Origin of the sequence: Acinetobacter sp. YH16038, from assembly GCF_013417275.1 — a bacterium.
Lineage (GTDB): Bacteria > Pseudomonadota > Gammaproteobacteria > Pseudomonadales > Moraxellaceae > Acinetobacter.
Genome location: NZ_VPEG01000023.1, coordinates 25,302 through 46,894 on the forward strand (window position 1 = coordinate 25,302; position 21,593 = coordinate 46,894).

Consider the following 21,593-nt stretch of genomic DNA (forward strand, 5'->3'; position numbering starts at 1 on the left):
TATAGTTAGTTGATATTTGCTTTGTTAGATGTCTGATTGCTGTGTATTAGATTTGGCTTGGCGGTAGTAGTTTCCTTTCGTTCACTTCATGCTGTAGTGAATCGTTTTTATTAGCTCATTTTTCCCCAAGAATGAGCTATTTTTTTGCCTGAAATATGTCTATTTATACAAGATGCAGATGCTCAACCAGATAATCAATAAATACTCTTACAGCTGGTAACAGACCACGACGGGAAGGATAAACCAGATGGAAAATTCCATGTGCCGTTTTCCAGTCTGAAAGTACCCGAACCAGTTCGCCCCGTTCTATATATTGCTGCACGACATTATCGGGCAATAAGGTAATACCACAGCCTGAAGCTGCCAGTTGTGCCAGCATATTCAGGTCTGATCCCATTACGGTCGGGTTGATCCGGATTTTCTTCTGTTGCTGCTGCTCATTCTGCAATATCAGGAATTGTTCAGTATGTTCCTCAGCCATGCTTAAAATTTTATGTTCAGAGAGCTGTTCAGGTGTTTTAAGATCGCCAAATTCATTTAAATAGCCCTGACTGGCAAACAGATGCTGTTCAATTTTTTCAAACTGACGAATCACCAGATTCGGATCATCATCCAGGCTGGTCCGTACCCGTAGGGCCAGATCAAAGCCTTCATTAATAATGTCTACACGTCGATTGGTGATCATCATCTGGACTTTAATTTCAGGATATTTTTTCAGGAAATCCGGCAGGATTTTTGCCATTTCATTCTGGGCAATGGAGACGGGCAGGCTGATTTTAATGGTACCACGCGGTTCAGTACTGAGATGATCCACCAGATCATGGGCGGCCTGTGCTGCACTGAGCATCACTTGTGCATGTCGATAGATATTCATGCCAATATCAGTGACTGCAAAATGGCGAGAACTACGCTGAATCAGGCGGACACCAAGGCGTTCTTCCAGATTATAAACACGGCGGCTGAGCTTGGATTTGGGAATATCGGTGGCACGTTCGGCTGCACTAAAGCCGCCATGTTCAACGACCTGCGCAAAACAGTAAAAATCATCCAGATCAGTCAGCATCGTTTAATTCCATTCCTGCAACAATAGGCTGATTAAAAAATGATTGTTGCATACTGTCAACTATAGAATACGAATTTTGAATGATGACTAGATCTCGGACTCAAGTAATTTAAGTAAGGTCTTCATGCCTTCTGTGGCCGTCTGGGAAATCTTGTGGAACTGGGCGGGTAAATGCTGTTGATCTGCTTTGGGATCAATATAATAAGCTGTGCAGTGAGCTGTAATCTCATGGATTAAGCCAGCAACAGGATATACTTGTAAGCTAGTTCCAATAACCACGAAAATGTCAGCATCCTGTACACAATCTTGTGCTTCTTCATAAGCAGGTACGGCTTCGCCAAACCAGACTACATGTGGACGTAGTGGATAGCCCTCCTTACAGAAGTGTTTAGTTAAATCTAATTCAGTCCCTTCAATCGGATAAAACTCGGTGGTGTACTGACAATTCGGGCCTGAGGTTTTGGCTAGGCGGATATTGCCATGCAGATGAATGACCTTGGAGCTTCCAGCACGTTCATGCAGATCATCAATATTCTGGGTAATCACATGGACATCAAAATCATCTTCAAGTTCGGCAATGAGTTGATGAGCTGCATTTGGCTGTGCTTCCAGAATATTTTTACGTCGGGCATTATAAAAGCGTTGCACCAGTTCCGGATTTTTAGCCCAAGCTTCCGGTGTGGCCACTTCTTCTATACGATACTGTTCCCAAAGCCCATCACTATCACGGAAGGTGTTGATCCCACTTTCCGCACTCATGCCAGCACCTGAAAACACCACCAGTTTTTTCATGATTTCTTCTCCTGAATCTTTAGGCCGCTGAAGAACTGTATTGAGAATTTTCTTTTAGAAAGGTATCGAGCTCCCTGGCAAATTTGAGTGGTTCGGTCAGTAAGGGGGTATGGCCAGATTTCGTGAAAAATACCTGTTTAGCCTGAGGCAGGCTTTGAGCAATCAGGCGCTGACCTTCAACAGGATAGAGTTTGGACTGCACACCGCTAAAGAAAGTCACCGGACAAGTAAGCTTCGCCAGAGCTTCACGATAATCTTCCTGATGATATAAATAATTATTGATGTACCACGTCATATAATCCACCCGGCTAGAAGGCAGGAGCAGGCTTTGCAGACGAGGTTGATTCATGATGAACTTAAATACTTTCAAACTGGCTGGACGATCATTTTGTAGCTGGATAAAGCGCAGCCATAATGCTGCAATCTGCTGACGTACTGAATTATCCAGATCCCGAATGAGTTCAATATGCTGATGTTCTGCAAGTAATGTTGAAAGCTGCTGCAAAATTTCAATAAATTCCTGATGGCGTGGACCAAAAAGTCCAAATGCCCAGGCATCATCCACCGGAATCTTCGGTGTTTGATCAATATGCAAATAAGCTGCTATGTGTTTGGAAAAATCTCCATAGCACAAGCCATGCATGGTAGTGGTTGCGCCCATAGAGTAAGCAATTACAATGAATTGATCTAAATTGAGCTGCTGGATCACCGACTGAACATCAAGCCAGTGACTGGAAATCGCATCCAGGTCTTGCGGGATTTTGCAGTGACTAGACGCCCCAAAACCGCGCCATTCAGGAATGATAAAGCGGAAATTTTTCTGATGTGGATAGAGAAAAGCTGCCCATTGCCAGCTCAACATGCCCAGACCTGATAAGACTAGTACAGGTTGACCCTGACCGTATTCACGTACAAATAACTGTTCGCCATCTGCCATGGTATAGAAGGGCATGCATATCTCCGTATTTATAATTTTTCTACATCGAATTGTTTAAGTCTGGGAATAACCTGTTCCAGCCAGGCAATCCAGCCCAGTTCCTGATCAATACCCAGTTGCAGAATCATTTTATGAATATACAGGGTTCGGTCATTTTCGTCAGCTTGAGCAAAGTCTTTGGCGAAAATATGCTGATAGGTTTTAAGCTTTTCTTTATGTATTTCTAGATGGCGTTCCAGTTCAGGTAAGGTGTTGTTGCCGCCAAGCTGGGCTTCTGCACGCAGACGAACCATCAATTCTTCACGAAGCTGTGCAGGAGAACTATGCTCCAGCATCCAGTTAGCCAGTTCTTCCCGGCCGAGTCGTTCTACCTGATAGGTTTTTTTACGGCTATGAGAATCTTCCTCTTCTATGGTCGAAATCCAGCCTTTTTGCAGCATGGCATTCAATTCACGATAGATCTGCTGATGGGTGGCATTCCAGAAGAAACCCATGGAGCGGTCAAAACGGCGTGCTAGCTCAATGCCGGTACTCGGTTTCTCAATCAGGCTGGTGAGTAAAACATGTGATAAAGACATAAACGTCTCAAAAAAGTGACTCGGGATTATTATGCAACATGTTGCATAAAAATCAATTCTGCACTATAAATTAGTGCAACAAGTTGCATAAGGCTGATGCTTGATGGAAATAAATCAGTCAGCCTGAATAAAAATAGCCAGCACATCTGCACGCTAGGGAGTTGAAATGTCTAAATATCCGAATTTACTTGCCCCACTGGATCTGGGTTTTACCACGCTTAAAAACCGTGTCTTGATGGGCTCTATGCATGTGGGCTTAGAAGAAGCACCAGGTGGTTATAATCGGATGGCTGCCTTTTATGCAGAACGCGCCAAGGGTGGCGTAGCATTAATTGTGACAGGTGGTATCTCACCGAATGATCATGGCGTCACTTTTCAGGGCGGTTCCAAGCTCGACACGATTGAAGAAGCTGAAAAGCATAAAATCATTACTCAAGCCGTGCATGAGGCTGGCGGGAAAATTGCCATGCAGATCCTGCATACCGGCCGTTACTCTTATCAGGCGGAAAATGTCGCGCCGTCTCCAATTCAGGCACCGATTAATCCAGTCAAACCGCATGCTTTAAGCTCTGCTGAAGTGCAGCAAACCATTGATGACTTTGCCAACTGTGCCAGACTGGCTCAATACGCCGGTTATGACGGTGTCGAAATCATGGGTTCAGAAGGTTACCTGATCAATGAGTTCATCGCAGCGCGTACTAATCATCGTGATGATGAATGGGGTGGTAGTTATGAAAACCGTATCCGTTTCCCGATTGAAATTGTACGCCGTACCCGTGAAATGGTCGGTGAGAATTTTATTATTATCTATCGTCTTTCCATGCTGGATCTGGTTGAAGGCGGTTCAACTCTAGAAGAAGTAATCCAACTGGCCAAAGCCATTGAGAAAGCGGGCGCGACGATTATTAATACCGGTATTGGCTGGCATGAAGCGCGTATTCCGACCATTGCTACCAAAGTGCCACGTGCGGCCTTTACTTGGGTTACGCGCAAGCTAAAAGGTCATGTGAGTATTCCTCTTATTACCTCTAACCGTATTAATACGCCGGAAATGGCAGAATATGTCCTGGCTACAGGCGATGCCGATATGGTGTCAATGGCACGTCCAATGCTGGCAGACTCTGAGTTTGTCTTAAAAGCAGAACAGGGCCGTAGTGATGAAATTAATACCTGTATCGGTTGTAATCAGGCCTGTCTGGATCATATTTTCTCGATGAAAATTGCTACCTGTCTGGTGAATCCACGCGCGTGTTATGAAACTGAACTGATTTTTAAAGAAACCAATGTAGCCAAAAATATTGCAGTGATTGGTGCAGGACCAGCAGGTTTAAGCTTTGCTATCTATGCAGCAGGTCGTGGTCATCATGTAACAGTATTTGAAGCTTCAGCACAGATTGGTGGGCAATTTAATATTGCGAAGACCATTCCAGGTAAGGAAGAGTTTTATGAAACCTTACGTTATTTCAAACGTCAGATTGAGTTGCAACCCCGTATTCAATTGAAATTAAATTGCACCGCGACCTTTGATCAGCTGATTTCAGCCGAATTTGATGACATTGTGGTTGCCACTGGGGTGACACCGCGTCAGCTCGATATTCCTGGAATTGATCATCCTAAAGTGTTGTCTTATCTGGAGGTACTAAGAGAGCGTAAACCAGTCGGCCAGCGTGTAGCGATTATTGGTGCAGGGGGTATTGGCTTTGATACGGCTGAGATGCTCAGTCATGGGACCGAAAGTGGTAGCGTCAATCCGGAAAAATTCTATGATGAATGGGGAATCGATACTAACTATGAAAATGTTGGTGGACTCAAGACCGCCAATGTAGAACAGCCTGAACGTGAAATTTATTTATTGCAGCGTAAAGCAGCTTCTGTCGGTTCAAGTCTGGGTAAAACCACAGGCTGGATTCACCGTACTGGCTTAAAACACCGTAATGTCAAAATGATTGCCGGTGCAAGCTATGAAAAAATTGATGATCAGGGCTTGCACGTTATAGTGAATGATCAACCTGCAGTATTAGACGTAGATAATGTCATTATCTGTGCTGGTCAGGAATCTTATACTGCCATGTTTGATGAACTAAAAGCTGCCGGTAAAAACGTGCATCTCATTGGTGGTGCGAAAGAAGCTGGCGAGCTGGATGCTAAACGTGCGATCCGTCAGGGTGCTGAATTGGCTGCGGTAATTTAATTGATAAAATTTAAAAGATGACAGTTTTTGCTTTCATACGAAATTGTCATGAAAGAAAGTTGATTCGCAACATTCCCTCTCCTTTGTTAAAGGAGAGGGTTAGGGAGAGGATTCTATTCTGAAACAACAGAATCACCCTAAGTCCCCCTTTTTGCAAAGGGGGACTTTACAACAAAAAGGAAATAATAATGACACTACAAATAACCCAAACTGCAATCACGCGCTGGCATGAAATGTTTGAAACACGTGACATGTCCATATTGAATGAACTCCTTGCGGACGATGTTGTATTCCGCTCGCCCGTGGCTTTTCATCCTTATCCTGGGAAACAGGTTGTATTTTTTATCTTGAGTAATGTGATTCAGGTCTTTGAAAACTTTACTTATCACCGCGAATTTCTTAGTGAAGATGGTAACAATGTTGTACTTGAGTTCTCCGCCAATGTCGGCGATAAGAAACTTAAGGGAATCGACATGATTCAGTTCAATGATGAAGGTCAGATCATTGATTTTGAAGTAATGATACGACCAAAATCTGGACTTGAAGCCTTAGCTATAGAAATGGGCCAGCGGATTCAGGCTTATCAGGCTAATACTTAATTTCCTAAAATTGATTCAAGTCGGCATGAAGTTTGTACATCACTGATAGAAAACTAGAGGGGAATACAGATGAAAATGTGGCTTAAAAAAATGAGTCAACTTTCAAGTGAATATCTGGACCGCTTTAGCGGAGCCGATCTTCCAACACTTTATTATAATCCGAATGGTTTATTTTCTGGTGTGATTGAACGTTTACCACTTTTAAAACAGAAATATCGTCCAACACCGTGGTTATCGAATGCGCATGCGCACATTCTATATCTGGACTTGATAAAAAAACGCACGATTAAGCTGCAATATGATGTGCTTGAGCAGCTGAATATGTCCGATGGCGGCATTACTGGCATTGCCTGGTATGGTTTAGATTTACCGCCAAGTACACCTACCATTGTGCTATTGCATACCATTACCGGCTCTCCGGAATCCATGCGGGAGCTGGTGCGTGACCTACATAAATATACAGGCTGGCGTGTTGCTCTGTGTTTGCGCCGTGGTCATGCTGACCTGCCAATGCCTGTGCCAAAAATGAACTTGTTTGGTTCAACCCAAGATCTGCGTGAACAGTTGCTCTATATTCAGGACAAGTTTCCTCAATCCGATCTCTATGGTGTGGGTTCCTCTGCGGGGACAGGATTGCTGGTTCGCTACTTGGGTGAAGAGGGCGAGCAAACCCCACTCAAAGCAGCCTTTGCTTTATGCCCAGGCTATAACACTGAAACCGGTTTTGCCTATGTACATCCGTTTTATAGCAAAGTCATGGCTAAAAAACTGATCAAACGTTTTATCCATCCTTATCAGGAAACCTGGCAGATTTATCCTTCATGGAAGCAATTGCTTGAGGTGAAAGACTTGTCTGAATTTGAACAGCGCTACTATGAGCTGGCAGGCTTTTCAGATTATGAAAGTTATACCAAGGCCACCAATCCAATTTATGTATTTGAAAATGTCAAAATTCCATTGATGATTTTGAATTCGGAAGATGACCCGGTCTGTCATATCCAGAATCTGGAACCGTATAAGGATGTCATTCGAGCCATGCCAAATATTGTGGTCGTCACCACTAAAAAAGGTAGCCATTGTGGCTTTTATCAGGGCTTAATGCAGACAGAATCATGGGCCACTCGTCTGATGGCAGATTATTTACTGCAACTTTCCGATACTCCAACGGCAGCTTGAAAGAGATTTTTAAACCATAAAAAACCCAGCATAAGCTGGGTTTTTTTGATGAAGGATTATATTAGTTTTCAAGTGCTGGCATAGCAGCAGCAATTGCATCTGCAACTGCATCATCTTCAGACTTGTTTGCAGAAGATGAGTTGTTTTTAGGAGCGGCTGGTGTTGCTGCAGGTTTTGCAGGCTGCTCAGTGCTTGAATTTGTTTCAGCTGCAGGCACAGGCTCTGATTGAGCAGGTTCCGGTTTTTTAACTTCACGGCGAATTTCAGTCGTAGTATTCGCAGTTTGTTCGCGCTGGATTTCAACAGTCGGTGCTGCTGGTGCTTCTTCAACCGGTTCAACTGGTGTTGATTCTAATGGTTCAACAGGCTCAAGTTGTACAGGTTCCGGAGCAACCACTTCAGATGCTGGAGTAACTTCGGTTTGTTCTTCTTCTTTTGGAGCTTCTTTTTTTACACAACCAGTCAGTGTAAGGCCAGTCAGGATCAGGGTACAGATTAAAAGTTTCTTCATCATCATTGCATCAAACAGAATAGTGTAGGGTGTGAATATTCCTATTATAGCAGCAAAATGCAATATATAAATCATATGAACTTACTGTAATTTTTTTAAGGAATTGCTGTTAGAATAGTCAATTGTTTATTGTTCTTTGATTTGATGCGGATTGACTTTGCTTTATTGGTACAAGGTAAAGTAAAATTGCGCAACATTGCAGGCCGATTTAGGCTCGATTGTACGAGAAACCCAATGACCCATTTTATTTTCGTGACTGGTGGTGTTGTTTCATCACTAGGTAAAGGTATTTCAGCTGCTTCTGTTGCTGCACTTTTAGAAGCCCGTGGTTTAAAAGTGACCATGGTAAAAATGGATCCATACATTAATGTCGATCCAGGGACTATGAGCCCATTCCAGCACGGTGAAGTTTTTGTTACAGAAGACGGTGCTGAAACAGACTTAGACTTGGGTTACTACGAACGTTTCTTGCGTCGTGCGAAAATGACCAAACTGAATAACTTTACCTCAGGCCGTGTTTACCAGGATGTTCTGAATAAAGAACGCCGTGGTGACTACCTGGGTGGTACTGTACAAGTTATTCCACACATTACTGACAACATCAAAGAACGTGTACTTCGCGCTGGCGAAGGTTATGACGTTGCGATCGTTGAGATCGGCGGTACTGTAGGTGACATTGAATCTCTCCCATTCATGGAATCTGTACGTCAGTTAATGGTTGAACTTGGTCATAAACGTACGATGCTGATGCACTTAACGTTACTCCCATACATTAAGTCTGCAGCAGAATTAAAAACTAAACCAACTCAACACTCAGTAAAAGAACTTCTGTCTATTGGTATTCAACCAGACATTTTGATCTGCCGTACTGAACATGATGTTGATGCAGATACGACGCGTAAAATTGCCTTGTTCACTAACGTAGAAGCGCGTGCAGTGGTCGTGTGTAAAGATGCACGTACGATCTACCAGATTCCACGTACTTTCTATGAACAGAACGTTGATGATCTCATCTGTGAACGTTTCGGCTATGACAATCTTCCAGAAGCAGACCTGTCTGACTGGGATAATGTGGTAGAAGCTTTACTGAACCCTGAATACACCGTTCGTGTGGCAATGGTTGGTAAATATGTTGAACTTCCAGATGCCTATAAGTCTGTGAACGAAGCACTTTTACATGCCGGTATTCAAAACCGCGTGAAAGTTCAGATCGACTATGTCAATGCTGAAGAGCTTGAAAGCCAAGATGTCAATGAAGTATTGAAAGATGCGGATGCAATCTTGGTTCCAGGTGGTTTCGGTGAACGTGGTACTGAAGGCAAAATGCAGGCGATCAAATACGCACGTGAAAACGGTGTTCCATTCTTGGGCATCTGCTTGGGTATGCAGCTTGCAGTGATCGAATATGCACGTAATGTGGCGGGTATCACTGATGCGACTTCAACAGAATTCAACCGTTCAACCAAATCTCCATTGATTGGTCTGATCACTGAATGGTTAGATGAGCGCGGTGAAGTTCAACAGCGTTCAGTAGATTCTGATCTTGGCGGTACCATGCGTCTAGGTGCACAGAAGTCTGAACTGGTACCGGGTACCAAGACTGCTGAAGTGTATGGTTCGGATGAAATTATCGAACGTCACCGTCACCGTTACGAGATGAACAACCGTTATATCCCAGTGCTGGAAGAAAAAGGCATGAAGATTTCTGGTTATTCTCCAGTGCAACACCTGGTAGAAACTGTTGAAATTCCTGCACATCCTTGGTTTATTGCAGTACAATTCCACCCGGAATTTACCAGCTCGCCACGTGATGGACATCCATTATTTGCCGGTTTCATTGATGCTGCGAAAAAACAGTACCAAAAAACTAAATAATGCGAGTTTAAGACACAACTAGGAAGTTTAAATGTCACAATTAAAACCACAAGAAATTGTACGTTTAGGCGATATACAAATGGCAAACCACTTGCCATTTGTACTATTCGGCGGCATGAACGTACTTGAGTCGAAAGACTTAGCTTTTGAAATTGCAGAGACTTATGTTGATATCTGCAAACGTTTAGATATTCCATATGTCTTTAAAGCAAGTTTTGACAAAGCCAACCGTTCAAGCCTGAACTCATTCCGTGGGCCTGGCCTGGAAAAAGGAATCGAGTGGTTAGCCGACATTAAAAAACATTTTAATGTGCCAATTATCACTGATGTACATGAGCCGTATCAGGCTGCTCCTGTGGCAGAAGTTGCTGACATTATCCAGCTACCTGCATTCTTAAGTCGTCAGACTGACCTGGTTGAAGCGATGGCAAAAACTGATGCCATTATCAACATCAAGAAAGCCCAGTTCCTTGCTCCGCACGAAATGCGCCACATTTTGCATAAGTGTCTGGAAGCAGGGAATGACAAGCTGATTCTTTGTGAGCGTGGTTCTGCTTTTGGTTACAACAATCTGGTTGTAGACATGCTGGGCTTCGACATCATGAAAGAAATGAACGTGCCAGTATTCTTTGATGTAACACATGCATTACAAACTCCAGGCGGTCGTGCTGACTCTGCCGGTGGTCGTCGTGCGCAGATTACTACACTGGCGCGTGCCGGTATGGCGACAGGTCTTGCAGGTTTATTCCTGGAAGCTCATCCAAATCCGGATGTGGCAAAATGTGATGGTCCTTGTGCCTTGCGTTTATCTCAACTAGAACCATTCCTGGCTCAATTAAAAGAGCTGGATACTCTAGTGAAAGGATTTGAAAAATTAGATACCCATTGATGCAGTTTTAAGCATCCTGTTATTAATCAACTGAGGAATTGTTCATGAGCCAAATCGTTGACATTCGTGCACGTGAAATTTTGGACTCTCGTGGTAACCCAACCATCGAAGCAGACGTTATCCTGGCATCTGGCGTAGTTGGCCGTGCATGTGCACCATCTGGTGCTTCAACTGGTTCTCGTGAAGCTTTAGAACTTCGTGATGGCGATAAAGCACGTTACCTAGGTAAAGGTGTTAAAACTGCGGTTAACAACGTAAACACTCTGATTCGTGATGCGTTAGTGGGTAAATCAGTATTCGAACAGAAAGACATCGACAATACGATGATCGCTTTAGACGGTACTGAAAACAAAGAAAAATTAGGTGCAAACGCAACTTTGGCAGTATCTCTTGCTGCTGCGCGTGCTGCTGCTGAAGAAAAGAAAACTCCGCTTTACCAATATATCGCAGATCTTCGTGGTCAAAAGATTTTGACTATGCCTGTTCCAATGATGAACATCCTGAATGGTGGTGCTCACGCAGACAACACTGTTGATATTCAGGAATTCATGATTGAGCCTGTAGGTTTTACTTCATTTTCTGAAGCGTTACGTGCTGGTGCTGAAATCTTCCATTCTTTAAAATCAGTTTTGAAGAAACAAGGTTTGAACACTGCTGTTGGTGATGAAGGTGGTTTTGCGCCAAACCTTCGTTCTAACGAAGAAGCTATTACTGTGATCCTGTCTGCAATCGAGCAAACTGGTTACAAAGCTGGTTCTGACATCATGCTTGCACTTGACTGCGCATCTTCAGAATTCTACAAAGACGGTCAATACATTCTGGCTGGCGAAGGCAATAAATCGTTCACAAGCAACCAGTTTGCTGACTACCTTGCAGGTCTGGTAAACCAATACCCAATCATCTCAATTGAAGATGGTCTGGACGAATCTGACTGGGAAGGCTGGTCTTACCTGACTTCTATCCTTGGCGACAAGATCCAGTTAGTCGGTGATGACCTGTTCGTTACGAATCCTAAGATTCTTCAACGCGGTATCAATGAGAAAGTAGGTAACTCAATCCTGATCAAGTACAACCAGATCGGTACATTGACTGAAACTCTAGATGCCATCTACCTTGCGAAAGCAAATGGTTACTCTACTGTAATCTCTCACCGTTCAGGCGAAACTGAAGATTCTACTATTGCGGATCTTGCAGTGGGTACAGCGGCGGGTCAAATCAAGACTGGTTCACTTTGCCGTTCTGACCGTGTAGCGAAATATAACCAATTACTTCGTATCGAAGAATTGACTCAAGCTGCATATCGCGGTAAAGCTGAGTTCAAAGGTTTGAACTAAGCGACTTATGTCAATGTTAAATGTATTCGACTCTTTGATGAGTAAAGTACTGTTGGGCCTTGCGATCGTTTTGATCGCAGGGTTTCAATATTTATACTGGTTTGGTGAGGGTGGTTATAATGACCATCAGGCATTGACCCAGAAAATTCAGCAACAAGTAGAATTGAATGAAGAGCTGAAAGAACGTAATCGCGTTCTGGCTGCAGAAGTTTATGATTTGAAGAATGGTATTGAAGCCATCGAAGAACATGCTCGTCTCGATCTAGGTTTGATCAAGCCGCATGAAACCTTTGTGCAAATGAGCACTATTAGTACTCAATATAAACCGATTTATCTTAATCCGAATAAAGTAGACCTGAGAACCAATGAATCAGCTGATGTTCCAACAACACCATAAATTGTGGGTCATTTTACCAGCTGCAGGTTCCGGTAGCCGATTTTCCAAAACCGAACTTAAACAATACCAGATGATTCAGGAACGGACCGTTCTTGAACACACGGTTTCCCGTCTGAATCAATTGCCATTAGCAGGTTATGTCCTTGCGATTGGTGCACAGGATGATGTTGCCAAGACTCTGCCACTTTCTCATCTGGATAAAGCACATTTTTGCTTGGGCGGTGCAGAGCGCGTCAACTCTGTACTAAATGCCTTGGAATATTTATCTGAGATTGCTTCAGAAGAGGATTGGGTTTTGGTGCATGATGCAGCCCGTCCTTGTGTGAGTCAAAGCTCCCTGATTGATCTGGTCAATACAGCAATTCAAACTGATCAGGCTGCGATTCTGGCCATTCCGGTACGGGATACCTTAAAACGTGTCGTAAAGGATCATGGTATTGAAATGACAGTAGATCGTTCGACATTATGGCAGGCGCAAACACCACAAATGGCGAAACTTGGAACTTTGAAGCGTGCGATTCAGCAGGCACTCGCAGATGGTGCTACCATTACCGATGAAGCCAGTGCACTGGAACATATAGATGAACCCGTCCAAGTAGTACAGGGGCGTTCCGATAATATTAAAATTACCTATCCAGATGATCTGGAACTGGCGAAGTTGATTCTGGCTGTCCAGCGCTAAATATATTGCAATAAAAATGGAATAAATCGGTCAATGGCGATTTATTCCGGAGCACTTTAACTTATAATTTTGCCATCATGAATTTTCTACCCGTGGGCCAATGATCCCTTCACAGCAGTATCGTTTTTTGCGGCAGTCCGCACGCGATGGACGTAGTATTAATCCCCAGAATGCCTCCCGATGGACCAAGTTGCACCTTGATCCATGGCTGCTTTGTTTCCTGATTTTAAATGCGATCTTGGGTCTGATGGTGGTTTACAGTGCCACCTCTGAAGATTCGGGGATGGTGATTCGCCAGGCGATCAGTTTTGGTGTGGGCTTTGTGGTGATGTTTATCTGTGCACAGGTGCCACCGAAGGTTTATCAGGCTGCCAGTCCATATTTTTATATGTTCGGTATCTTTATGCTACTGCTGGTCTTTGTGATTGGTGAAAAGCGTCTGGGGGCAACACGCTGGATTACATTGCCGGGTGTGGGGAGTATGCAGCCGAGTGAGGTAATGAAGTTTGCCATGCCACTGATGATGGCCTGGTACTTTGCCCGTAAACCTTTCCCTCCAAAGTTTCTGGATATTGTCGGTGCCTTGGTGATTTTAGGCGTGCCTTTCGTACTGGTGGCATTACAACCTGATTTAAATATTGGTCTGGTGATTCCCGGAATCTTTGTACTGTTCTTAAGTGGCATGTCATGGCGTTTAATTGCTGGAGCCTTTGCTGCTTTAGCTATTGCAGTACCGCTGCTGTGGATGTTCTTGTTGCAGGAATATCAAAAGAAACGGATTCTGACTTTATTCGATCCAGAATCGGATGCCTTGGGCGCAGGCTGGAACATTATCCAGTCCAAAATTGCCATCGGTTCAGGCGGGATTATGGGAAAAGGCTATTCGCAAGGTACGCAGTCTCATCTAGGTTATCTGCCTGAACATCATACCGACTTTATTATGTCGACTTATGCAGAAGAATTTGGCTTTATCGGGGTGTTTCTGCTATTCAGCCTGTTTACGGCCATTATTATTCGCTGTTTGATTATTGGCATGAATAGCTTTCATAACTTTGGCCGTTTGTATGCCGGTGCGATCGGACTGACTTTTTTCTTCTTTGTATTTTTAAACTCAGGCATGGTCAGTGGGATTTTACCTGTGACGGGTGACCCTTTGCCATTGATGAGTTATGGTGGTACAGCCGTAATTTCCATGTTGGCAGGGATGGGTATTGTGATGTCAATTCATACTCATCGGTAGAAAATTCAATGAAGCAAGTTTCAAAGCCAGACCAGTTCTGGCTTTTTTATTGCTCGTATTTATTAAAAGTAGCTTTATGCTATAAATATTCAATAACTTAGATAAATCGTATGTAATTTTTATTGTTGAGGGGAGAATGCATAAATTAATTATAGCCATTGGAATTTTGGGCTTATCTGTTTCAGCTTGGGCCAAACCACTGAATCAGGCTGAATTTAAGGGACAAACTAAACAAAAATACGATGAGTTAGAGCTAAAACTTGCTGTATTGAACTCATCGGTAGACCGACGTGAGCATCCTGCACTTATGATTGCTAAAGCCTGTGAATATGCAACTGGTTTAAAGCAGTTAAAGCATCTATCAGAACAGAATCTACATCTTGCGACAGCGCAAGATGAATTTCAGTTTGTGAGTACACTAGATAATCAGTTTGCTCAATCCCTTCAGGATTTGGGAACCACCTATGAAACAGGCTGTGTTTCACAAAAGAAATAAAGAACAAACAAAGCCCTCATTTGAGGGCTTTGTTTATAGCTGTTTAATACCTAGCTAAGAAACCAGGTGTAATAACCCCACAGCATTAACGGCCAAGCCAGAAACGGACTAAATAGCCATTTCCAGAACCAGTGCTGAGGGATAAAGCCAACCCCGTGAATAAAACCACCTGAAATCCCGATCATGATAAACATCATGGCGCGGTGGCTATATTCTCCGTTGGCATCCAGCATCGCAGCAGGATGAACCAGCAACACCGCTGCGAGTGGAAAAGCCAATAGGCAAGAAATCACCATTGCAAAAGGGTTAGATTTTTTTTCTATCTTTACTTGTTCAACTGCAGCGTCTGTCATCTCTTATTTCTCATCCAGGTCTTGATGATTTTCAATATATAGTGCACTGAGTACACCAGCGAAACAGGCCATCAAAATGCCGAGAATCCATGCGAAATACCACATAATTTTATCTCCTAAGACACAGCCTTAGTACAGGCTGTGTGAATTCTCTTGAATATGTTTTTTGGTAATCACGCCCCACATCTTGTAGTAACACCAAGTGGTGTAGCACAGAATCAGTGGAACGAAGATGCATGCAGCCACAGTCATCACAGTTAAGGTATTTTGGCTGGAGACCGCATCCCACATGGTTAAGCTTGCAACCGGATTAATGCTTGAAGGCATCAGGAATGGGAACAGGGCAAAACCGGCAGTCAAAATTGCACCGATCACTGCTAAAGATGAACCCAGGAAGCTCAAACCTGCTTTGGCTTTAGATGCAGCCAATACCACAATGATGCCACCTAAAATACCTGCAACTGGTGCCAGTATCGTGATTGGATAAGTGCTGTAGTTGTTCATCCAGCCTGGGTTGGCATTGGTCAGTACTTCTTTTGCTAGTGGATTAGCGATACCGTTAGTTTCGTAAGGAGTCACTAGGGTATAACCCTGGATACCACCGAAATATAACCATGCACCGACTGCCAGGAAAGCTACCAGATAAACAATCCCCATGATTTTGGTTGCTTTGGCAGAACGTTCACGTAAATCGCCATCTGTACGTAGCATCAACCATGCACCACCGTGTGCACACAGCATAGATAAGCTGACAACACCACATACCAGTGCAAATGGATTGAGCAGGGCAAAGAAGCTGCCGCTATAAGTTGAACGTACAGTTTCATCTAGGGTGAATGGAACACCCAGGAACATATTGCCGAATGCGACACCGAAAACCAGTGCGGGCACAGCACCACCAACTGCCAGGCCCCAATCCCAGGCATTACGCCATTTGGTATTTTCCAGTTTGGAGCGATAGTCGAATCCTACTGGACGCAGGAATAAGGCAAACAGAACAAGCAGAAGTGCCCAGTACATACCAGAAAAGGCAGTTGCATAAACCATTGGCCAGGCAGCAAACAGGGCACCACCCGCAGTAATAAACCAGACCTGGTTACCATCCCAATGCGGGGCAATCGTATTGATTGCCGCACGACGTTCTTCATCATTCTGACCCACGAATGGCATGATCGCCATGGAGCCCATATCAAAGCCATCAGTCAGGGCGAAACCAATCAGCAAGACGCCAACCAGTACCCACCAGATTATTTTGAGTAATTCATATTCGATCATGCTTGAGCCTCCTCATTTGCCTTTTTTGCAGCTTCAAGTTTCTCGAAGTGGTATTTACCAGTATGTAGAGAACTTGGGCCAAGGCGTGAGAATTTAATCATTAAGTACATTTCAATGATCAGCAGTACAGTGTAGAACGCTGCTAATGCAATGATTGAACCCCATACATCGCCTGTGCTTAAGCTTGAAGTCGATAAATGTGTAGGCAGAACCTCACCAATAGTCCAAGGTTGACGACCTACTTCAGCAACAAACCAGCCAGTTTGTGCCGCAATCCATGGAAGTGGTAGTGCAAATAATGCAAATTTTAATAACCAAGGTTTGTTTTCTGCATTGCGTTTAGCCACCGCAAAAGTCGCAAGAACAAACAGAACCAGCATCAGGAAGCCAGAAGCGACCATGGCACGAAATGCCCAGAACAGGCTTGGTACATGTGGAATAGTATCTTTTGCTGCTGCCTTAATTTGCTCGTCAGAAGCGTCTACAACATTTGCAGTGTATTTTTTCAGAAGAAGACCGTAGCCCAAATCTTTTTGAGTTTCTGCAAATGCAGCTTTCAGCTCAGGAGACTGATCGCCAGCACGTAGTTTTTCCAGTTGTTCATAAGCCACCATACCGTTTCGGATACGACCTTCATGTTCAACCAGCAGGTCTTTAATACCGGTAACAGGCGTATCTACAGAACGTGTAGCGATAATCCCCATAACATAAGGAATTTTCACAGCATAATCGGTAGACATGGTTTCTTTATTTGGGAAGCCAAATAAAGTAAATGCTGCAGGTGCTGGTTCAGTTTCCCATTCTGCTTCAATCGCAGCCAGTTTGGTTTTCTGTACATCACCAATTTCATAACCAGACTCATCGCCCAGCAGGATCACAGAAAGAGTTGACGCTAAGCCGAAAATGGCAGCAATCGCAAATGAACGGCGTGCAAATGGCAAGTCACGTTTTTTCAGCATATAGTAACTTGAAATCGCCAGTACGAAGATGGCACCAGTCACATAACCTGCAGAAACAGTATGTACGAATTTAACCTGTGCAACCGGGTTAAAGATCAGTGCTGCAAAGTCCACCATTTCCATACGCATGGTTTCATAGTTAAATGCTGAACCAACCGGGTTTTGCATCCAGCCATTGGCAACCAGAATCCACAGTGCAGACATGTTAGATCCCAGTGCAACTAACCAGGTTACGCCCAGATGCTGTACTTTGGATAAACGGTCCCAACCGAAGAAGAATAAACCAATGAAAGTAGATTCAAGGAAGAAGGCCATCAAACCTTCAATAGCCAATGGTGCACCGAAAATATCACCCACATAATGCGAATAATATGCCCAGTTGGTTCCGAACTGGAACTCCATGGTCAAGCCTGTGGTTACCCCTAAGGCAAAGTTAATCCCGAACAGTTTTCCCCAAAACTTAGTCATGTCCTTGTAAATTTCTTTGCCGGAAATCACATAGGTGGTTTCCATAATGGCAAGCAGAAATGCCAGGCCTAAGGTCAGTGGAACAAAAATAAAGTGATACATCGCGGTCATAGCGAACTGGAACCGCGAAAGATCGACCACGCTTTCAGAAATCATCAACGTGTCTCCTTGATTTGGGAAGGATTGCCGGCGATACGCTCGGCGACTTGAGTGTCAAAATCTTTTGGAATAGTAGGCGCATCAAACCAAATATTTTTAATTACCAGAAGTAGAATGATCTTGATAATTAAAATCGCAGTAATCTCTCTTACTGTTTTTTGGTTTAAATTTTTAGAAACTAAGCTCATGTGAACAAGCCTATTATGTGGTTTGTTATATATTATTAATCGATTGTAACTAAAAAATAAATAGACCAAATAGTTTAAATAAATATATATTTATAAGTTATTGAAAATATTAATAATATATTATTAAAAGTTTGATAATTATTCTAAATATTTGTGATTATTTTGTGTAAACAAAGGATTATTTAAATCTGACTAAAATGGTTGGAATTTATTTTTTAATCTTATTAATTCTGATTATTTTGCTGGGTTTTTTATTCGGTTTTTATTCTAATTAAAATAGTCAGGATTAATTAAAAAAAAGAACCCACATCAGGCAGGCTCTTTTCTAATATGAAATTTTGGGAAGGTTTTAGAAGTCGTAACGCATACCGACCGATAGTCCGAAGCTGTCTTCACCACGTGCGCCAGCCACTGCATTACTACGGCCTTGTGCCCAAGGTGTCAGATTTGAGTTTTCATCATTCAATACACTGGCCAGATTGCTGTAGATGCGGACTGCTGGGTCAAGACGATGTTCAATTCCAATCGCCAGTAAAGTAGCATTGGCATCATCGGCATCTACATCACGGTGAAAGACCTGTCCACGCAATGAGGTCTTGGCTGCTAATTTATATTCACCCGCGATGCCAAAAACCTGAGCATCAGGATTGACTTCGGTATTGTTATGCTGAAGGAACTGATACAGACCACCGAGTTTCAAGTCTGGCGTGATTTTGTAGGCACTTGCAATCCGGAAACCATCACGTTCACCACGACTGGCTTCTTCTTCATAATGTTCATATGCCGCTGCAAAATCAACTTTATCTTTTTGGTAGGTAAGGGCAAGGTCATAAGCCTTATCTTTATCTTTTTCACCATCCTTAGAAACATCCGGGCTGTTGGCTTCATGTAGGGAAAGTGCACCCAGAACATTAAATCCATTGCCGAATTTTGGTGATTTATATTCAATGCTATTGGCATTACGTTCATCAAAACGCAGATTCCCTACACGGGTCACGTTACGTACATCGCCGACCATATCTCCAAAGAAGTTAACTGGACTGCGTGCCACTTTAAATGGACTATCGAAACGGCCGATCCGTGCCTGACCGAACTCACCTTTTAAACCGACAAAGGTATCACGAGTAGCAAACTCGACATCATCATTTGCAGAGCCACTGGCAAAGTTAATTTCCTGCTCAATCTGGCCAAATACGGTCATGCCATTTTCAAGTGTCTGTTCAGCTTTAAATCCAAGGCGTGATGCATTGGAGGAAATTCCAACTTCATTATAATCTTGGCCATCATCTAGATAATCTAAAGACACATGTGCACGTCCATAGACTTTGACATCAGCAGCGACTGCCATGAGCGGTGTGAAAACGCTCGCCCCAATTGCGAAAATGCAAAGTGATTTTTTCATATAAAGCTCCAATCAGACTTTTTTAGGTCTTTTGAGGTGTATGCAGTAGCTCGGTCTTGGCTACCATCCTGTATTGGTGCTCAGTATTGAGGATGAATAAGTCAGTATGGTTAAGGAAATATTGCAGATCTATGAAATCTAAAAAGGGAGCAATTTTAATTTTTAAGATTCTGTGCAGGATTTTTTTTGCTTTAGTTAAAGCTGATCAAGTGAATGAGAAATACTGTTCTTAACAAAATTATTTGAGATGAATTCTGTATTTATTGATAATGATAAAAAATGAAAAATAAGGCATAAAAAATGGAGCCGAAGCTCCATTTTTAAGGACGAAGAATGAATTAAAGAGCAGCTTTAATTTTCTCTGCCAGTTGTTTGATTTTTTCCTGATCACCCATTTGTGCAGCATGTTTGCCAAGGTTGTGCAAAGAGGTAGGTACCAGGTGGAAATGAACATGCGGAACAGTCTGACCCGCCGCAGCGCCAGAGAGCTGCATGAGTACAATGCCATCTACACCTAAACCTTTTTCAATCGCTTTGGCAATTTTTTGCACCACCTGAATGGTATAGGCTGCAACTTCAGGATCCAGGTCAAGCAAGGTAATTGCTGGAGTTTTAGGAATGACCAGAGTATGACCATCGGCCTGTGGCATGATGTCCATAAATGCAAGAACTCGGTCATCTTCATACACTTTAATTGCTGGAAGTTCATCACGCAGAATTCGTGCAAAAATATTTTGGTCATCGTAAGTCATAAGTGCATTCCTTGAGCAGAATTGAATTGTATTATTTACAGTTCAATTCTTTCTGACGTTCTTTGATCGCGTCAAGACGTTGCTGCTCTTTTTCTGAAAATTTTGGCTTGGTTGTGTAGCAATTATCATTAAACTTTGCTTTTGCTTCAGGATCCTTGAAACAGAAACCTTTTGATGCATAAATGACATCATGGTCATTTTTCAATTTTTTGCATTCCTGTTCAGATGCAAGAACCGATGTTGAAGCCCCAAACAAAGTTGCAGAACCGACGAGTGCTGCAACAAATAACTTATTCATAAGAGTTTCCTCAGGTATCACTGCATGTGGCTAGTCTATAGTCACAATATTAGGTTTGTTTATTATTATTCAATGGCGAGATATTACTCAATGGTAATATTACTCCATGATTCATACATTTTTACAGCACTGGAAAAGTCACTATTTTTATCCGACAGATTGCTAGCAGCTTGCACCAGACTTTGACCTAAAGCGAGAAGTGGTACTGCCAGTTTGGCATCGCGCGCAAGATCAAGTGCAATGCCTGTATCTTTGGCTAAAAGAGGCAGGGCAAAGGTAACAGGGAAGCTACGGTTCAAAACACGCTGTGGTAAAACGGTTTCAGTCACATTGCTTTTACCGCTTGATGCATTGATACAATCCAGCGCTTCATTCAGGTCAACGCCGTGCGCTTTCAGCGTGGTAAAGCCTTCTGCTGCTGCACACAGGTTTACAGCCAGTAACATATTATTTACCGCTTTTACCGCAAAGCCGGCACCTGATGTCCCCACATGCTTGATCAATTTGCCAAACGCCTGCATCGCTGGCAGGGCTTTTTCAAAGCCTTCCGCATTACCGCCGACCATCACAGTCAATGTGCCATTTTCCGCACCAATGGTCTGGCCACTCACAGGCGCATCCAGGAAAATCACACCCTGTTCAGCCAGTGCTTCTTCTAAGCGTCGGGCAGCGTCAGGAACACCGCTGGTACAGTCTACCCAGATACTGCCAGCTTTAAGGCTGAGGCCTTGGACTAATGCTTCAACATCGGCACTGGTCGGCAGGCAGGAAAAAATAATATCTGCCTGAACTGCCTGTTCTAAAGCGACAGCTTGGGTGCCATATTCAGCAGCATGTTCTTCAGCCTTGGCAAAAGTACGGTTCCAGACATAAACTGTCTCAAAATGCTTGGGTAAATGCGCTGCCATGCGATAACCCATTGCGCCTAAACCAATAAATGCCACTGACTGAATCATGTCATACCCTCTGAATAAAATAA

The 21,593-nt window shown here is 43.3% G+C and carries 24 protein-coding genes; 10 read left to right on the plus strand and 14 right to left on the minus strand.

The window, feature by feature from the left end; translation table 11 throughout:
• Positions 1-163: 163 nt before the first annotated feature.
• The 4 genes from FTV34_RS11260 to FTV34_RS11275 form a co-directional block, all read right to left on the minus strand.
• Positions 164-1,063: a LysR substrate-binding domain-containing protein gene (locus tag FTV34_RS11260; protein WP_166134896.1), complete on the minus strand. Its 900-nt coding sequence runs from the start codon at positions 1,061-1,063 to the stop codon at positions 164-166.
• A gap of 87 nt (positions 1,064-1,150) precedes the next feature.
• Positions 1,151-1,855 (minus strand): NAD-dependent deacylase, encoded by a 705-nt coding sequence (locus FTV34_RS11265; RefSeq protein ID WP_159123161.1) that lies wholly within the window; start codon positions 1,853-1,855, stop codon positions 1,151-1,153.
• A 19-nt stretch (positions 1,856-1,874) separates the two neighbouring features.
• Entirely contained in the window at positions 1,875-2,807 is a 933-nt protein-coding gene (locus FTV34_RS11270) for an alpha/beta fold hydrolase (protein WP_180003728.1), read from the minus strand.
• A 14-nt stretch (positions 2,808-2,821) separates the two neighbouring features.
• Positions 2,822-3,370: a PadR family transcriptional regulator gene (locus FTV34_RS11275; protein WP_125279125.1), complete on the minus strand. Its 549-nt coding sequence runs from the start codon at positions 3,368-3,370 to the stop codon at positions 2,822-2,824.
• Positions 3,371-3,536: 166 nt separating this feature from the next.
• Between FTV34_RS11275 and FTV34_RS11280 the strand changes: the two genes are divergently transcribed.
• From FTV34_RS11280 to FTV34_RS11290, 3 genes are all read left to right on the plus strand, one after another.
• Positions 3,537-5,561, plus strand: coding sequence for an NADPH-dependent 2,4-dienoyl-CoA reductase (locus FTV34_RS11280; protein WP_180070214.1), 2,025 nt, complete (start codon positions 3,537-3,539; stop codon positions 5,559-5,561).
• Positions 5,562-5,749: 188 nt separating this feature from the next.
• Entirely contained in the window at positions 5,750-6,160 is a 411-nt protein-coding gene (locus FTV34_RS11285; RefSeq protein ID WP_180070216.1) for a nuclear transport factor 2 family protein, read from the plus strand.
• A gap of 69 nt (positions 6,161-6,229) precedes the next feature.
• Positions 6,230-7,336 carry a YheT family hydrolase gene (locus FTV34_RS11290; protein ID WP_166134882.1) on the plus strand — a complete coding sequence of 369 codons (1,107 nt, stop codon included), beginning with the start codon at positions 6,230-6,232 and terminating at the stop codon, positions 7,334-7,336.
• A gap of 61 nt (positions 7,337-7,397) precedes the next feature.
• On the opposite strand, the gene FTV34_RS11295 is transcribed toward FTV34_RS11290, so the two are convergent.
• Positions 7,398-7,853 carry a hypothetical protein gene (locus tag FTV34_RS11295; protein ID WP_218949363.1) on the minus strand — a complete coding sequence of 152 codons (456 nt, stop codon included), beginning with the start codon at positions 7,851-7,853 and terminating at the stop codon, positions 7,398-7,400.
• A 228-nt stretch (positions 7,854-8,081) separates the two neighbouring features.
• Here FTV34_RS11295 and FTV34_RS11300 point away from each other — a divergent pair, with 228 nt between their 5' ends.
• The 7 genes from FTV34_RS11300 to FTV34_RS17955 all read left to right on the plus strand — a co-directional run bounded on the left by FTV34_RS11300 (position 8,082) and on the right by FTV34_RS17955 (position 14,760).
• A complete protein-coding gene (locus FTV34_RS11300) occupies positions 8,082-9,722 on the plus strand; it encodes a CTP synthase (RefSeq protein ID WP_180070220.1) in 1,641 nt (546 codons plus the stop codon).
• A 31-nt stretch (positions 9,723-9,753) separates the two neighbouring features.
• A complete protein-coding gene (kdsA, locus tag FTV34_RS11305; RefSeq protein ID WP_004783756.1) occupies positions 9,754-10,611 on the plus strand; it encodes a 3-deoxy-8-phosphooctulonate synthase in 858 nt (285 codons plus the stop codon).
• A 44-nt stretch (positions 10,612-10,655) separates the two neighbouring features.
• Complete coding sequence (gene eno / locus FTV34_RS11310) at positions 10,656-11,945, plus strand: phosphopyruvate hydratase (RefSeq protein WP_034171067.1); 1,290 nt, start codon at positions 10,656-10,658, stop codon at positions 11,943-11,945.
• A 13-nt stretch (positions 11,946-11,958) separates the two neighbouring features.
• Complete coding sequence (locus FTV34_RS11315) at positions 11,959-12,342, plus strand: septum formation initiator family protein (protein ID WP_034171068.1); 384 nt, start codon at positions 11,959-11,961, stop codon at positions 12,340-12,342.
• Complete coding sequence (gene ispD, locus FTV34_RS11320) at positions 12,311-13,024, plus strand: 2-C-methyl-D-erythritol 4-phosphate cytidylyltransferase (protein WP_159123155.1); 714 nt, start codon at positions 12,311-12,313, stop codon at positions 13,022-13,024. Before FTV34_RS11315 ends, ispD begins: the two co-directional genes overlap by 32 nt.
• Before the next feature lie 100 nt (positions 13,025-13,124).
• Positions 13,125-14,264 (plus strand): rod shape-determining protein RodA, encoded by a 1,140-nt coding sequence (gene rodA, locus FTV34_RS11325; protein ID WP_034171070.1) that lies wholly within the window; start codon positions 13,125-13,127, stop codon positions 14,262-14,264.
• Between the two features lie 136 nt (positions 14,265-14,400).
• Entirely contained in the window at positions 14,401-14,760 is a 360-nt protein-coding gene (locus FTV34_RS17955) for a hypothetical protein (RefSeq protein ID WP_257226156.1), read from the plus strand.
• A 50-nt stretch (positions 14,761-14,810) separates the two neighbouring features.
• Here the strand turns inward: FTV34_RS17955 and FTV34_RS11335 are convergent, their stop codons facing one another.
• The 9 genes from FTV34_RS11335 to FTV34_RS11375 all read right to left on the minus strand — a co-directional run bounded on the left by FTV34_RS11335 (position 14,811) and on the right by FTV34_RS11375 (position 21,570).
• Positions 14,811-15,113, minus strand: a complete 303-nt coding sequence (locus FTV34_RS11335; protein ID WP_125279133.1) for a cyd operon YbgE family protein — start codon at positions 15,111-15,113, stop codon at positions 14,811-14,813.
• Positions 15,114-15,116: 3 nt separating this feature from the next.
• The gene (gene cydX / locus FTV34_RS11340; protein ID WP_004783742.1) at positions 15,117-15,218 is read right to left on the minus strand and encodes a cytochrome bd-I oxidase subunit CydX; all 102 of its coding nucleotides are present in this window, start codon (positions 15,216-15,218) and stop codon (positions 15,117-15,119) included.
• A 24-nt stretch (positions 15,219-15,242) separates the two neighbouring features.
• Positions 15,243-16,388: a cytochrome d ubiquinol oxidase subunit II gene (gene cydB, locus FTV34_RS11345; protein ID WP_180003736.1), complete on the minus strand. Its 1,146-nt coding sequence runs from the start codon at positions 16,386-16,388 to the stop codon at positions 15,243-15,245.
• Positions 16,385-17,971 (minus strand): cytochrome ubiquinol oxidase subunit I, encoded by a 1,587-nt coding sequence (locus FTV34_RS11350; RefSeq protein ID WP_125279135.1) that lies wholly within the window; start codon positions 17,969-17,971, stop codon positions 16,385-16,387. Before FTV34_RS11350 ends, cydB begins: the two co-directional genes overlap by 4 nt.
• Complete coding sequence (gene cydP, locus FTV34_RS11355) at positions 17,971-18,162, minus strand: cytochrome oxidase putative small subunit CydP (RefSeq protein ID WP_004783737.1); 192 nt, start codon at positions 18,160-18,162, stop codon at positions 17,971-17,973. The genes FTV34_RS11350 and cydP overlap by 1 nt, the downstream gene beginning before the upstream one ends.
• Before the next feature lie 349 nt (positions 18,163-18,511).
• The gene (locus tag FTV34_RS11360; protein WP_180070222.1) at positions 18,512-19,564 is read right to left on the minus strand and encodes a porin; all 1,053 of its coding nucleotides are present in this window, start codon (positions 19,562-19,564) and stop codon (positions 18,512-18,514) included.
• A gap of 338 nt (positions 19,565-19,902) precedes the next feature.
• Positions 19,903-20,316 carry an HIT family protein gene (locus FTV34_RS11365; protein WP_180018324.1) on the minus strand — a complete coding sequence of 138 codons (414 nt, stop codon included), beginning with the start codon at positions 20,314-20,316 and terminating at the stop codon, positions 19,903-19,905.
• Positions 20,317-20,347: 31 nt separating this feature from the next.
• Positions 20,348-20,614, minus strand: a complete 267-nt coding sequence (locus FTV34_RS11370) for a YARHG domain-containing protein (protein ID WP_159124442.1) — start codon at positions 20,612-20,614, stop codon at positions 20,348-20,350.
• Between the two features lie 83 nt (positions 20,615-20,697).
• Positions 20,698-21,570 (minus strand): NAD(P)-dependent oxidoreductase, encoded by an 873-nt coding sequence (locus FTV34_RS11375; RefSeq protein WP_166134859.1) that lies wholly within the window; start codon positions 21,568-21,570, stop codon positions 20,698-20,700.
• Positions 21,571-21,593 lie beyond the last annotated feature (23 nt).

Excerpts from the sequence above, each read along its gene's own strand:
- FTV34_RS11275 (WP_125279125.1), bottom strand. The coding sequence starts at position 3,370 with ATGTCTTTATCACATGTTTTACTCACCAGCCTGATTGAGAAACCGAGT.
- FTV34_RS11335 (WP_125279133.1), bottom strand. The coding sequence starts at position 15,113 with ATGACAGACGCTGCAGTTGAACAAGTAAAGATAGAAAAAAAATCTAAC.
- FTV34_RS11365 (WP_180018324.1), bottom strand. The coding sequence starts at position 20,316 with ATGACTTACGATGACCAAAATATTTTTGCACGAATTCTGCGTGATGAA.
- ispD (WP_159123155.1), top strand. The coding sequence starts at position 12,311 with ATGAATCAGCTGATGTTCCAACAACACCATAAATTGTGGGTCATTTTA.
- FTV34_RS11260 (WP_166134896.1), bottom strand. The coding sequence starts at position 1,063 with ATGCTGACTGATCTGGATGATTTTTACTGTTTTGCGCAGGTCGTTGAA.
- kdsA (WP_004783756.1), top strand. The coding sequence starts at position 9,754 with ATGTCACAATTAAAACCACAAGAAATTGTACGTTTAGGCGATATACAA.
- FTV34_RS11300 (WP_180070220.1), top strand. The coding sequence starts at position 8,082 with ATGACCCATTTTATTTTCGTGACTGGTGGTGTTGTTTCATCACTAGGT.
- FTV34_RS11370 (WP_159124442.1), bottom strand. The coding sequence starts at position 20,614 with ATGAATAAGTTATTTGTTGCAGCACTCGTCGGTTCTGCAACTTTGTTT.
- FTV34_RS11375 (WP_166134859.1), bottom strand. The coding sequence starts at position 21,570 with ATGATTCAGTCAGTGGCATTTATTGGTTTAGGCGCAATGGGTTATCGC.
- FTV34_RS11280 (WP_180070214.1), top strand. The coding sequence starts at position 3,537 with ATGTCTAAATATCCGAATTTACTTGCCCCACTGGATCTGGGTTTTACC.
- cydX (WP_004783742.1), bottom strand. The coding sequence starts at position 15,218 with ATGTGGTATTTCGCATGGATTCTCGGCATTTTGATGGCCTGTTTCGCT.
- FTV34_RS11285 (WP_180070216.1), top strand. The coding sequence starts at position 5,750 with ATGACACTACAAATAACCCAAACTGCAATCACGCGCTGGCATGAAATG.
- FTV34_RS17955 (WP_257226156.1), top strand. The coding sequence starts at position 14,401 with ATGCATAAATTAATTATAGCCATTGGAATTTTGGGCTTATCTGTTTCA.
- cydB (WP_180003736.1), bottom strand. The coding sequence starts at position 16,388 with ATGATCGAATATGAATTACTCAAAATAATCTGGTGGGTACTGGTTGGC.
- cydP (WP_004783737.1), bottom strand. The coding sequence starts at position 18,162 with ATGAGCTTAGTTTCTAAAAATTTAAACCAAAAAACAGTAAGAGAGATT.
- FTV34_RS11265 (WP_159123161.1), bottom strand. The coding sequence starts at position 1,855 with ATGAAAAAACTGGTGGTGTTTTCAGGTGCTGGCATGAGTGCGGAAAGT.
- FTV34_RS11295 (WP_218949363.1), bottom strand. The coding sequence starts at position 7,853 with ATGATGATGAAGAAACTTTTAATCTGTACCCTGATCCTGACTGGCCTT.
- rodA (WP_034171070.1), top strand. The coding sequence starts at position 13,125 with ATGATCCCTTCACAGCAGTATCGTTTTTTGCGGCAGTCCGCACGCGAT.
- eno (WP_034171067.1), top strand. The coding sequence starts at position 10,656 with ATGAGCCAAATCGTTGACATTCGTGCACGTGAAATTTTGGACTCTCGT.
- FTV34_RS11350 (WP_125279135.1), bottom strand. The coding sequence starts at position 17,971 with ATGATTTCTGAAAGCGTGGTCGATCTTTCGCGGTTCCAGTTCGCTATG.
- FTV34_RS11315 (WP_034171068.1), top strand. The coding sequence starts at position 11,959 with ATGTTAAATGTATTCGACTCTTTGATGAGTAAAGTACTGTTGGGCCTT.
- FTV34_RS11270 (WP_180003728.1), bottom strand. The coding sequence starts at position 2,807 with ATGCCCTTCTATACCATGGCAGATGGCGAACAGTTATTTGTACGTGAA.
- FTV34_RS11290 (WP_166134882.1), top strand. The coding sequence starts at position 6,230 with ATGAAAATGTGGCTTAAAAAAATGAGTCAACTTTCAAGTGAATATCTG.
- FTV34_RS11360 (WP_180070222.1), bottom strand. The coding sequence starts at position 19,564 with ATGAAAAAATCACTTTGCATTTTCGCAATTGGGGCGAGCGTTTTCACA.